The organism is Streptomyces viridifaciens (assembly GCF_001888885.2).
Classification (GTDB): Bacteria; Actinomycetota; Actinomycetes; order Streptomycetales; family Streptomycetaceae; genus Kitasatospora; species Kitasatospora aureofaciens.
Map to the genome: position 1 here is coordinate 545,470 of NZ_CP090841.1, position 13,164 is coordinate 558,633.

General features: G+C 70.8%; 6 protein-coding genes. 1 reads left to right on the forward strand and 5 read right to left on the reverse strand.

The features are described from left to right. Window positions 1-100 precede the first annotated feature (100 nt). Window positions 101-1,228, forward strand: coding sequence for an NADH:flavin oxidoreductase (locus tag BOQ63_RS09890; RefSeq protein WP_072654086.1), 1,128 nt, complete (start codon window positions 101-103; stop codon window positions 1,226-1,228). Window positions 1,229-1,400: 172 nt separating this feature from the next. On the opposite strand, the gene BOQ63_RS09895 is transcribed toward BOQ63_RS09890, so the two are convergent. From BOQ63_RS09895 to BOQ63_RS09915, 5 genes are all read right to left on the reverse strand, one after another. Next, entirely contained in the window at window positions 1,401-2,735 is a 1,335-nt protein-coding gene (locus tag BOQ63_RS09895; RefSeq protein ID WP_030290480.1) for a GH1 family beta-glucosidase, read from the reverse strand. A 533-nt stretch (window positions 2,736-3,268) separates the two neighbouring features. Beyond that, window positions 3,269-5,674: a ricin-type beta-trefoil lectin domain protein gene (locus BOQ63_RS09900; RefSeq protein WP_079183541.1), complete on the reverse strand. Its 2,406-nt coding sequence runs from the start codon at window positions 5,672-5,674 to the stop codon at window positions 3,269-3,271. A 93-nt stretch (window positions 5,675-5,767) separates the two neighbouring features. Continuing rightward, window positions 5,768-8,224 (reverse strand): RICIN domain-containing protein, encoded by a 2,457-nt coding sequence (locus tag BOQ63_RS09905; RefSeq protein ID WP_150475789.1) that lies wholly within the window; start codon window positions 8,222-8,224, stop codon window positions 5,768-5,770. Between the two features lie 872 nt (window positions 8,225-9,096). After that, window positions 9,097-9,855, reverse strand: a complete 759-nt coding sequence (locus tag BOQ63_RS09910; protein WP_030290478.1) for a DeoR/GlpR family DNA-binding transcription regulator — start codon at window positions 9,853-9,855, stop codon at window positions 9,097-9,099. Window positions 9,856-10,107: 252 nt separating this feature from the next. Then, a complete protein-coding gene (locus BOQ63_RS09915; protein WP_079183542.1) occupies window positions 10,108-12,927 on the reverse strand; it encodes a TIM-barrel domain-containing protein in 2,820 nt (939 codons plus the stop codon). Between the last annotated feature and the right edge of the window lie 237 nt (window positions 12,928-13,164).

The following is a 13,164-nucleotide window of genomic DNA, read 5'->3' on the forward strand; positions in this document are numbered from 1 at the left end:
TCGTGCGGTGGGCGAAATGCGGGGGCCGTCGAGGTGGTTGGCACGGGCAACCGTTTTCGTCCCGGCACAGTCCACTGCCCGCCATCCGCGAGGAATCCCCATGACCGTCACCGAGCCCTCCGTCTCCCGCACGACCGAGATCCTCTCCCGCCCCGTCAGGATCAACGGGCTGACCGTGCCCAACCGCATCGTGATGGCGCCGATGACGCGCAAGTTCTCCCCGGGCGGCGTGCCCGGCGAGAACGTGCGCTCGTACTACGCGCGCCGAGCTGCGGCGGGCGTCGGTCTGATCGTCACCGAGGGAACGTACGTCGGCCACGAGTCCGCCGGTCAGAGCGACGAGGTCCCGCGCTTCCACGGCGAGGAGCAGCTGGCCGGGTGGGCCCGGGTCGCCGAGGACGTCCACGCCGCGGGCGGCACGATCGTGCCGCAGCTCTGGCACGTCGGCATGGTGCGCAAGCAGAGCGACCCGCCCTTCGCCGGTGCCCCCGCCGTCGGCCCGTCCGGCATCCGGCTGGACGGCACCGAGGGAACCGGGCGGGCGATGACCCGGGCCGACCTGGACGCCGTCATCCACGCGTTCGCCGAAGCCGCCGCGGCCGCCGAGCGGATCGGCTTCGACGGCGTCGAGCTGCACGGCGCCCACGGCTACCTGCTCGACCAGTTCCTGTGGGCCGGCACCAACCGCCGCACCGACGCCTACGGCGGCGACCCGGTCGCCCGGACGAAGTTCACGGCCGAGCTCGTCGCCGCGGTGCGCGAGGCCGTCTCCCCCGAATTCCCGGTGATCTTCCGCTACTCGCAGTGGAAGTCGGAGAACTACGACGCCCGCCTCGCCGAGACCCCCCAGGAGCTGGAGGCGATCCTCGCCCCGCTCGCCGAGGCCGGCGTCGACGCCTTCCACGCCTCGACCCGCCGCTACTGGACCCCCGAGTTCGACGGCTCCGACCTCAACCTGGCCGGCTGGACCAAGAAGCTGACCGGCCGCCCCACCATCACCGTCGGCTCCGTCGGCCTCGACGGCGACTTCCTGGCCGCCTTCGCCGGCCAGGACTCCCCGGTCCAGGGCATCGACAACCTCCTCGACCGCCTGGAGCGCGACGAGTTCGACCTCGTCGCCGTCGGCCGCGCCCTCCTCCAGGACCCCGAGTGGGCCGCCAAGGTGCTCGACGGCCGCTTCGCCGACCTCCGCCCCTACGACGCCTCCGCGATCCGCAGCCTGAGCTGACCGCCGCACCCGCTGGTCTTGCGGGACGGGCCTTCGGGAGCGGGCCTTCTGACGGCCCCTGCTCCCCGGCGGTCGCCACCCGGAGCGGCCGCACACCTACCGGCGCGGAGCGGGAAGTCGGCCCGTCCGACTTCCCGCTCCCAGGGCGACCCACCCACCTGGGCTAACCCGCCTACCTCGCCCGGTGGTTGGCGATCAGGTCGCGGTACCAGGCGTACGAAGCCTTCGGGGTGCGCCGCTGCGTCTCGAAGTCGACGTGCACGAGGCCGAACCTCTGACGGAACAGCCCCTCGGCCCATTCGAAGTTGTCAAGCAGGGACCAGGTGTAGTAGCCACGGACGTCGACGCCTTCGGCAACGGCCTCGGCGACGGCGTCGAGGTGGGCGGACATGAAGTCGATGCGGGGCTGGTCGGGGGTGGTGGACTCCTCGACGGAGCAGCCGTTCTCGGTGATGGTGATCGGCGGGAGGGCCTTGCCGTACGACTCGCGTAGGTGGAGGAGGAGTTGGCGGAGGGCGTCGGGGACGACGGGCCAGCCGAAGGCGGTGTGGGGGGCGTCGGGGATGTCGACGAGGGTGAAGGGGAGGCCCGGGTCGGTGGGGGCGGCGACGCGGGTGGGGTTGTAGAAGTTGAGGCCGAAGCCGTCGAGGCCGGGGGTGTGGATGAGGTCGCTGTCGCCTGGGTGGACGGCGCCGTAGATGTCGTCGGGGACGCCGAGGGCGGAGAGGTCGGGGTAGCGACCGAGCAGGACGGGGTCGGTGAACAGGCGGTTGTGGAGATCGTCGTAGGCCGCGGCGGCGGCCAGGTCGGCGGGCGAGGAGGAGGCCGGCTGGACCGGGGTGAGGTTGTTGGAGAGCATCACCTCCAGGCCGCGCTCGTGCAGGACCGAGGCGGCCAGGCCGTGACCGAGGAGCTGGTGATGGGCGGCGGGAAGCGCCTCGAACATCAGGGTGCGGCCGGGGGCGTGGGTGCCCAGGGCGTAACCGAAGACGGTGTGGACGAAGGGCTCGTTGAGGGTGATCCACGCCGGGACGCGGTCGCCGAGGCGGTCGGCGACGACGGCCGCGTACTCGGCGAAGCGGTACGCCGTCTCGCGGTTGAGCCAGCCGCCGAGGTCCTCGAGTGCCTGTGGGAGGTCCCAGTGGAAGAGGGTGGGGAGGGGGGTGATGCCGGCGTCGAGGAGTGCGTCGACGAGGCGGTCGTAGAAGGCGAGCCCGGCCGGGTTGACGGTGCCGGCGCCGGTGGGCAGGACCCGGGGCCAGGCGATGGAGAAGCGGTAGCCGTCCAGCCCGAGGCCCTTCATCAGCTCGATGTCCTCGAGGTACCGGTGGTAGTGGTCGCAGGCCACCGCACCGGTGAGGCCGTCGCGGACGGCGCCGGGGCGGGCGCAGAAGGTGTCCCAGACGGACGGGCCGCGGCCGTCCTCCCCCACCGCCCCTTCGATCTGGTAGGCGGCGGTGGCGGCGCCCCAGCGGAACCCCGCCGGCAGGTCGTAGCGATCCGGCATGGCAGCCTCCTGACAAGAATGTGAGGAGCCCTCATGTTATCGGCGCGACGCCAAAGCACCAGAGGACGGTCGACCACGCCCGAAGACCCCACGATCGCTCTCCCAGAGTTCGCTTGCCCCTTAGTCAAAGAAGCACTTCCGGAGACACTCGTCTGCACTGTCCGAATCCGTCATGACAGGAACTCGACATATTCCACGCGTCAGCGGTAGTCCTCTGGGTGACCGCCTTCTGCGTCGTGCTCTGCCACGTGCTGTGCGGGCTCTGGACAGGAACGTCGACGGCGCCTGTCGGTGCGGCCCTCGTGGTCGCGGGCGAGGCGGCGTGAGCGCATCAGACACGCGGTTGGGTCGGCCGCGCGGCGAGGTGCCTGCCCGTGGCAGGTCCTTTTCCGCGCGGCCTCCCGCCGAACCGGACATGCCGGTTTCCCGGTCATCCGGCTCTCCAGTGATCACAACGTGAATAATCCGGCCGTTCGCGCCGCACGGATGCGGTCATGACGGCCGGAAGGGGACGGGTCCGGGCCGTCAGGGAACTACGGCAGGGTCCAGCGCTGGTTGGCGCCGCCGTTGCAGTCCCAGATCTCCAGCGGGGTGCCGTCGGCGGTGGCCCCGGCGGGGTCGTCGAGGCAGCGGCCGGACTGGGCGCTCATCAGGCTGCCGTCCGGCTGGGGCGCCCACTGCTGGTTGGCGCCGCCGTTGCAGTCCCAGAGTTCGACCGGGGTGCCGTTGGCGGTGCCACCGCCGGTGACGTCCAGGCACTTGCCGTTGTGGGTGAGGGTGCCATTGGTGCGGGTCCACACCTGCTGGGCGCTGCCGTCGCAGGCCCACAGCTGCACGGCGGCGCCGCTGGTCCCGGCGGTGGGTCGGGCGCAGGTGCCGGGCAGAGCGGAGGCGATCGGTCCGGTGTGGGTGGTGGGGGTGCCGGGGGTGAGGGCGAAGTTGTCGAACTGGTCGGTCTGGTAGCCCGTCACGCCGAGACCGGCGCGTCCGTTGGTGAAGCTGGTGTCGGTCGTGCTGCCCACGGCGGTGCCGTCGATGCTCGCGGTGAGGGTCGCGTTGTCCAGGGTGAGCGCGACGGTGTGCCAGCGGCCGGTGCCCAGGGCGGTGGTGGTGCCGCTCGCGAGGGTGGTGAAGTGCCAGCTGGTGTCGCTCTTGTCGATGGACCAGGCGCCGGTGTCGCTGACCCGCAGGTGGTAGGCGTTCAGGCCGTTGTTGTTGCGGCCCTGCTGGTTGACCCGGCCGAGGAGTTCGACGGTGCTCGACTGCTCGAACATCGTGTCGGCGGTGACGGTGTAGTTGGACCAGCTGCCGTCGCCCATCATCGTGTACGGGGCGTTGTACGGCTCGTCGGTCCAGTTGATCGGCCTGGTCGGGGCCATCTGGCGCAGGCAGGTGCCGGTGCGGCCGCCGCCGCAGGCGACGGTCTGGAAGGCGCCGTTCATGTCCGCGAAGTACTTCGGCGAGGTGGTCGTCGCGGGCGTCTCGAAGCCGTCGGCGTAGGGCAGCTTCATCGGCGCGGCAGGCGGCGGGGTGGCGGTGCCCTTGCCCTGGCCGGTGGTGGTGGTCACGGTGTAGACCCGGCCGGGCTGCAGGGTGAGGGTGTACGTGCCGTGGGCCGGGGTGACGTCCTGCTGGTGGACGAACCAGTCAGCGGGGTTGGTGGAGTTGAGGTCGGTGGACCAGACGTGGACGTTGCCGGTGGACAGGCCGCCCTTGACGGTGAAGCTCGCGGTCTGGGCGGCGGTGGCGTCCAGGGTCTCGATCACGGTGCTGTAGTCGCGGTTGTTCGCGCCCTTCAGCGTGACGTAGCTGCCGTTGGTGCGGGCACCGCCGAGGTAGCCGCTCGCGGAGTCGATGTAGCGCCAACCGGGCTTGGTGAACTGGGTGGTGTGCGCGGTGACCCAGGTCGTCTTGCCGATGCTGTAGGTGCCGGACCAGGGCTGGTTGGCGATCGACATCCCGTCGGTGGAGAAGAACAGGTCGGGGTAGAGCGAGGCGATGACCGGCCAGTTGATGAACGAGGTCATCTTTCCGTCGAGGTAGCCGCGGTTGATCCCGCGCGCCACCGCCGGGGCGCCGCCGTCGGCGTCCTCGGAGCCGTTCTCGCTCGCCCACAGCGGCTTGCCGAGCGCCTGGGCGTTCGCCGGGCTGGGGCAGCTGCTGAAGTCGCTCATGTACCCGCAGGGGTAGTGGACGCCGACGACGTCGACGGCGTTCTTGAATGCCGGGTCGGTGGCCATGGCGTCGGCCACGTCCCAGGTGTCGTCGGCGGCGACGACCTTGGTGGCGCCGTAACCGCGTGCCACGAGCGCGCTCTTCAGGTTCTCGTACCAGGCCTTGTCGAAGCCGCGCTCGTTCCACCCGCCGAGGTATGACACGTTCAGGTGGTGCCGGGTGGCGCAGCCCATCCAGTCCATCAGGTAGTTGACGCTGTCCTGGGACCAGAAGTGGCCGCCGCTGCCGGTGTTGCCGATCCAGCCGGGGGCGCCCCAGGAGAGGCCGTAGAACTTGATGTCGGGGTTGCGGGCCTTGGCCTGATCGGCCAGCCACCACTCGTAGCCCTGGTTGCAGTCGACGGTGCCGCGGGTGTGCTCAATGCTGGGTTCGGCGCCGTCGGTGGAGTTGGTGTCGCCGCCGATCTCCAGCTTCAGCACCTGCAGCGAGGCTCCGTACCCGGGCTTGAACAAGTAGTCGAGCAGTTGGCTGCGCTGGGGCTCCGGATAGTCCACCAGCAGGCGGGAGTTGCCGCCGCCGCCGGAGATCGCGCCGACCCCGTCGAAGGTGAGGCCCGGCTTGGTGCCGTCGATGGTGACGGCGGTGGGGGTGGGGGTGGCGGCCTGGGCGCCTGACGGCGCGATCAGGCCGCCCAGCGCGCCGGCGAGGACGAGCGCCGCGCTCAGGGCGGTGCGCCAGGTCGATGACAGGTGTTGACGGCCCATGGGCGTCTCCTGGGTGTGGGGAGGGGTGGCGGTCCGTGCCGGGCGCCCGCAGGCGCCCGGCACGACGTGGGGGCAGGGGCTTCGCCGGTCCCGTTACGAGACGGTCCACTCCTGGTTGGCTCGGCCGGTGCCGCAGGTCCACTGGACGACCTGGGCGCCGTCAGCGGTGGAGGCACCCGTGACGTCCAGGCACTTGCCGCTGTTGGCCGACACCAGCTGGACGCGGGCCCCGGTGGCCGGGACGAGGGTCCACTGCTGGTTGGCCTTGCCGGCCCCGCAGGTCCACTGGACGACCTGGGCGCCGTCAGCGGTGGAGGCGCCCGTGACGTCCAGGCACTTGCCGCTGTTGGCCGACACCAGCTGGACGGTGCCGGTTCCGGCGACCGGGACGAGGGTCCACTGCTGGTTGGCCTTGCCGGTGCCGCAGGTCCACTGGACGACCTGGGCGCCGTCGGCCGTCGAGGCGCCCGTGACGTCCAGGCACTTGCCGCTGTTGGCGCTGGCCACGGTGTGGGTGGCCGGTGCGGCCAGCGGCGTCACGGTGGTGTTGGCGAAGTCGGCGTGCTGGAAGCCGCCGACGCCCAGGCCGATCTGGCCGGTGCCGTGGCCGGCGTCGGCGACCGAGGCGACCTGCACGCGGTCGATCGACGCGGTGATGTTCTGTCCCTGCACGGCCAGTGTGAGGTTGTGCCAGGTGCCGGCACCGGCGCCGGGGTAGCTGCCGCTCGCCAGCACGGTGTCGGCTCCGGCGCGGTCCTCGGTGAACAGGCTCCAGGCGCCGGTGTCGTCGATCTTCAGGTGGTAGCCGGAGCGGTCGTGGTCGACGTGGTCGATGCGGCCGAGCAGTTCGGCGGAGGTGTCGGCCTGTTCGAGGACGACGTCGGTGCTCGCCTGGTAGTGGGCCCAGGACGGGTCACCCAGGAGGGTGAGCGGGGTGTAGTTCATGTCGTCGTGCCACGGGATGGGCGCCCGGGTGATCACCTGGCGCAGGCACATCGGGGTGGTCGCCCCGGACGGGCAGGGCGCGGTCTCGAAGGCGCCGGCCCAGTCGTGGAAGTAGCGGGCGGTGGCCCCCGTGGTGTACCCGCTGAGGTCTGCCCGGTAGGGCAGCGGCATCGCGGTGGACGGGGGCGCCACGGCGGTGCCCTTGCCCTGGCCGGTGGTGGTGGTCACCGTGTAGACGTAACCGGGCTGCACGGTGAGTGAGTACGAACCGCCCTTCGGCGTCAGGTCCTGGGTGTGGACGAACCACCTCGACGGATCGGTGGAGTTCATGTCGGTGGCCCAGACGTGCACCGGGCCGGTGGACAGGCCGCCGGCGACCTTGACGTTGACGGTCTGCGCGGCGGTGGCGTCGGTGGACTCGATGACCGTGCTGTAGTCCCGGCCGGACTTGAGCGTGACGTAACTCCCGCCGTGCGGGTCTCCGTTGGCGCCGGCACCGGCGAGGTAGCCGCTGGAGGCGTCGAGGTACTGCCAGCCGGGCTTCGCGAACTGGGTGGTGTGCGCCATCACCCAGATGTCGCGGCCCACCGCGTAGTTGCCGGACCAGGGCTGGTCGGCGGCCATCAGGCCGGCACCCGCGTAGGGCAGCTCCGAGGGCCAGGAGCTGACCATCGCCCACTTGATGTCCGAGGTGATCCGGGCGTCGAGGTACTCGCGGTTGACGTTGCGGGCCAGGGCGGCCGGGTCGGCTCCGTAGCTGTCGTTGTCGTCCTCGGAGGCCCACAGCCGCTTGCCCAGCCCGGTCGCGGTGCTGCTTCCCGGACAGGCCGTGTAGACCGGCGTCGAGTGCCAGCAGGTGCCGTGCAGGCCGATCACTCCGACGGCCTCGGCGAAGGCGGGGTCGCTCGCCATGTCCGCAGCGATCGACCAGTGCTCGTCGTCGCTGTCGGAAGCGACCAGGACGGTGCCCTGGTAGCCGTGGCCGTCCAGGTCGGCACGCAGCCTCTCGAACCAGGCCTTGTCGTAGCCGCGCTCGTTCCAGCCGCCGAGGTAGCCGACGTTCAGCCCGTGCTGGTGGGCGCACCCGAGCCAGGACTCCAGGTAGGCGATGTTGTCCTGGGACCAGATGCCGCCGTTCAGCCAGCCTGGCGCGGCCCATTCCAGACCGTAGAACGTGATCTTGGGGTTGCGGGCCTTGGCCTGCTCCATCAGCCACCACTCGTACCCGCGGTCGCAGTCGACCTTGGTGGAGGTGCGCATGTGGGACGGCTCGGGGCCGTCGGAGGAGTTGGCGTCGCCGCCGATCTCCACCTTCAGCGTCTGCAGGGAGGCGCCGTAACCGGGCCTGAACAGGTAGTCCAGCACCTGGCTGCGCTGGGGTTCGGGGTAGTCGACCAGCAGGCGCGAGGTGGCGCCGCCGCCGCTGATCGCGCCGAGCCCGTCGTAGGCCCGCCCCGGCGAGGAGCCGTCGATCGTCACGGACTGCGCCGTGGGGGCGGGCGCGGCCTCCACGGCGGGCGCGGCCGCGACGACGGTGGCGACGCCGAGTGCGAAGGCCGCCAGGGCGGTGACGCCCCGGCGGAACGGATGGGGTGGTGTGCTCATCGACTGCTCCTGCTCCTCGGGCCGGGCCGGCAGGGGGATGGGGGTCCCCAGCACCGGAGTCACGGACGAACCGCCGGGACGGGCGCTGGCGGGTGCATGCGGACCGCCGGGGAGGACAGTAGACCCAGCTTTCAACAACAATCAACAACTTCGAATGAAATGCAACACTTCCGGGGCGCCATGCCCACCAAGCCGGACAGTTGATCCGTGCCGCCAGGCAGGGCCACCACCGATCACCGCCACTACCCTGCCGCGTGCCATTGACGCCGCTCCGGCTTTGCTCGAAGCTGTCCAGGGCGACAACCTGCCAATCGGCAGTTTGCTCGAACACACCCATGACCTGGGCCGATCCAGGAGGTCGCACTCGATCCAGCGACTCCGGGCCAAACCCCGCGCCAAGCCGGGAGCGCAGCGACATAACGAGATGGTCTCAATAGCTCCCAGAGGGAACAATGAGCTTGACTCACCTCGTGGCCGGGCGCTTTCTCTCGTCCATCGCGTTCGATCGCAATGCTTTATGATCGATTCTGTTGCTTCTCGCCGGTGGCCGCCTGGCCTCGATCACCGCGCTGAGCCTGGTCACCTCCTTCGGCCTGGCCGCCTACTCCACCGGGCAGACGTCCTCCAACGGCGCGGACGCCCCGGTCGCGCCCGTGGCCCGCAAGGTCTCGATCACCTACCTGCAGAAGCAGGGCAACCATCAGTACTTCGTGGACGAGGCCGCGGGTGCCAAGGCCAAGGCCGCCGAACTGGGCGCCGACCCGAAGGTGGTGAACCTCGGGCTCCGTCACCGCCCTGCAGAACGCGCCGCGTCGAGCCGCCGGTGCGGCGGGCGGGCACCGGCCCACCACACCGGCGTCGCGAGAACCGCGTCAGGCCCGGTGCACCTTCACCCCGCAGTCCGCGACGGCCTTCTCCTGGGCGTCCGTAAGGCCGTCGTCGGTCACCAGCTCGTGCACGTCCGAGAGCGGGCAGATCGAGGCGAAGGTGACCCGGCCGATCTTGGTGCTGTCGGCGAGGACGATCGACCGGGTGCCGCTGCGCAGGAAAGCGCGGTCGGTCTGCGCCTCCATCTCGTCGTGGGTGGTGCAGCCCTCCTGGGCGGTCAGTCCATCGACACCGATGAAGGCGATGTCGACGTGGTACTGGGAGAGCATCCGGTCGGCCGCGGGCCCGACCAGTTCGTAGCTGGCCGAGCGGGCGATGCCGCCGATCACCACCAGCCGGACCTCGGGGCGCACGATCAGCTCCGCCGCGATGTTCACGGCGTTGGTCACCACGGTCATTCCACCGCGTTCTGCCAGGATGCGGGCGAGTTCGGTGGTGGTGGTGCCGCCGGTGAGGCCCACCACGGCGGCGTCCGGGACGAGTCCGGCCGCGAGGCGGGCGATCCTGCGCTTCTCCTCCTGCTGCTTCCCGCTGCGGTGCCGTAGCGGGAGTTCGAGGTTGACCGCCCCTGTCACCGCCCCGCCGCGGGTGCGGTGCAGCAGTCCCTGGTCGTGCAGTTCCTGGAGGTCGCGGCGTACGGTCGCGCCCGAGACTCCGAGCAGTTCGGCCAGTGCGTGCACATCGACGCTCCCGGCCGCGGCGACATGGGACAGGATCCGGGCAGCGCGATCAGCTTTGAGCATGAACGGAGTGTAGCTCCGGCCTGAACCGGCCGCCCGGACTCTGCGGTTTCCGGCATCGCCGCTCGTCAGCCGAGGTGGCGGCGGAACGCGCGAAGCCACTCGACATGCCGTGCACTGATCAATTGTGTGCACGGGCGGAGCGACGAGGGTGCGAGCCGAAGCGGAAGAGGGAGCGGGTCCGAAGGGACCGCCGGACAGCAGCCGTGCACGGGCGCACCGGAGATCCGGGCGCCCGCACACGGAGCGGGGAGCCTACGGCACCGGTACTCCGGTCGCGCCGAGTTCCGCGGCACTGGTCCAGGGGCCGCGGTCGCCGGCTTCGCTCAGGGCGCGGAGCCTCAGGTACCGGCCGGACACGGCGGGGAACGACGCCGTCTTCGGTGACGCGGTGTCCGCCCAGGTGCCGGTGGCCACCGGGGTGCCCCAGGACGCGGGCGAGTCGGATACGTAGACCTCGTACCGTCCGATGCGACCGTTGACGCCGCCGTCCTGGCGGGGCAGGTAGCGGAACGAGTCGACGGCGTAGCGGGCGCCGAGGTCGATCTGGATCTCGTGCGGCAGCGGGTCAGGGGTGCCGGAGGACCAGGCGGTGTGCCAGATGGTGCCGATGTCGCCGTCGATGGCGTTGGCGGCGGCACTGTTCCCGGCGGAGGTCTCCTGACTGTCCGCGGAGATCAGCTTCCAGGTCGACTTGTCCAGGACGGGCGAGCCGCCGGCGTCGGTGGCGGGAGTGGGGAGGGTGGCGCCGGCCAGGGTGACGGTGAATGCCCCGGACCGGTTGCCGGCCTTGACCCACAGGACGCCGCCCCGGTCGGCGGGGTCGAAGTACCAGCCGGTCTCCGCCGCGTCGTACGCCGCCTTGGAGGAGACCCGGGCCAGGGACGTGGAGCCGAGCGCCACGGTGGTGGGCGCGCCGGCGAGGTGGACGTTGAGCTCGTAGCCGCGGCTGTCCGGCTTGCCGGCGTAGGAGCCCACGCTCGCACCGACGTTCACGGTGACGGTACCGGTGCCGGAGTTCGGCGCGTCCACGGTGACCTGCTGCCTCGCCGAGGCACCGCGCTGGTAGGCGCGCGTCACGCCGTCGTCCTCGTACAGGCTGAACTTCGACGTCCCGGCGGGGTACAGATCGTAGGTGAGCGTGGAGACCGGCTTCTCCCCGGTGTAGTTCATCTGCGGCCACATCGGGACGATGCCTCCGCCCCTGACGAACACCGGCGTCTCGTCGAGCGGTGCGGCGTAGCCGTTGAGCGTGGTCGGGCCCTGGTAGACCTTGCCGGTCCAGTAGTCGGTCCACGTCCCGGCGGGCAGGTAGATGCCGTCCCGGGTGGTACCGCTGGAGGTCATCGGCGCGACCAGGAAGGAGTCGCCGGCCATGAACTCGCCGGAGGTCGCGTTGCCCTGCGCCACCGGGTCGTTCGGGTACTCGAGCACCAGGGCGCGGGTCGAGGGCACACCGGTGGTGCTGGCGACCTGGCTCATGGTGTACATGTACGGCATCAGCCGCATCTTGGTCTGCAGGGCCTTGCGGTTGGCGGACAGGTAGGGCTCGGAGAACCGCCAGGGCTGCTTGTCCTGATAGCCGGCCTGCGGGTTGGTGGCGCCCCAGCCGGACATCGTCATGAACGCCGGGGTGAAGGCCTTCCACTGGAGGTCGCGGGTGTAGGTCTCCGGGCTGCCGCCGAAGATGCCGTCGACGTCGCCGGAGGCGTAGTTGAGACCGGACAGCCCGGCGCCGACGACGGCGGGGACGGTCCAGTCCATGGTGGGCCAGTCGCCGTTGGTGTCGCCGGTCCAGACGACGGCGTTGCGCTGGGTGCCGGCCCAGCCGTCGACGGTCCACACGAAGCGGCGGGCGTCCGAGTTCTTCTCGATCCCGGCGACGGCCTGGTTGACCCCGTCGAAGGCGTACTTGTAGCCGCCACCGATCCAGGCCACGTCGGTCTTGACGCCGCGCGAACCGTCCACGCCGACCTCGGTGGCGATGTCGTTCAGGCCGGTCGAGGTCCACAGGCCGGTGTGGAAGCCGAGCCCCTGGAGGTCGCCGACGGTCTGCTTGAGGTCGGTGTAGCCGCAGCCGTAGCCGTCGTTGGGCAGGATCCAGCCGGAGGGCATGTCCGCGTTCCGGGCGTCCTGCGCGTAACCGACAACGTCGGGCGTGGTCTGGTGGCGCGCCCGGGTGTGGTCGCCGTTGTAGGCGGGGTTGGAGGCGTTGAAGCAGTCTGCGTTGCCCAGCTCGAGTCCCCACATCGGGGCCAGGAACGGCTTGCCGGTCACGTCGGTGTAGGCGCCCAGCACACCCTTGAGCGAGTCGGCGACGAAGTAGTAGGCGTCGAAGCGGTTCTCGTCCTCGGTCGTGGCGACCGGGTCGGTGAACGCGTACGAACCGGGTGCCCAGGTGTTGCGCAGCACGCCGTAGCCGTTGGAGGACATGTAGAACGGCGCCGGGCTGGCGTTGGTGCTCCGCTTCCAGGTGTTGTCGACCGAGATCGGCACCGTCATGTCCCGCAGCGCCCACGGGCCCAGCCGCAGGCCGGTGCCGTAGAACTGCTCGGTCGCGCCCCGGGCGAGGTGCTGGGTGGTCTGGGTTCCGGTCCAGGAGGTCGGCGAGGATTCCCGCCACAGGAGCGTGCCGTCGGGCCGGTAGGCGGCGAAGGCCAGCGACTTCTTGGCGGCCCGCAGGGTGACCGAGCCGGTGGCGATCTCGTAGTAGGCACCGCGGTCGGCGGTGCGGACGGCGGGGGTGCCGAACGAGGTGTTCAGGGCGATGTCGGCGCCCGCCGGGTCGGTGAACCTGCCGTCGGGCGCGATCTGGATCCGGAAGACGTCTGCGCGGACGAACTCCACCCGCACCGCCGCGCCGGAGGATGTGGCGATGGTCGCGGTCGCGCCGGTGTGGCTGAAGCGGGTGATCCGGCCGGCGGTGCTCGATGCGGCCGTCGCACCGGGAGCCACGCCGACCAGGGCTGTGGACAGGACGGCCACCACCACCGCGGAGGACAGGGGGCGATGGCGGAGGACGCGGCTGACCGCACGGGTCAGCCGACTTCTGACGGTGCCGCTCGATGGAGGCATGGGGGTCCCTCTCGGGTCGGGAGTCAGGGCGGGAAAGAGCCAGACCTGCACACGGATTGCACCGGCTGTGCGCGCTAATGTCAATGAGTTGCGCATTTCAATCAGAAATGAGCATCTTGCGTGCAGGGCCAATCGGTGCCGAACTCGGCTTCAGGACGCCCGGCGGGCGGTCCCCCCTCCGCCGTGACCGCCCGCCCCGGCGCCGAGGCGGCGGCCGGTGTCGCGAGCTCGGGGTCA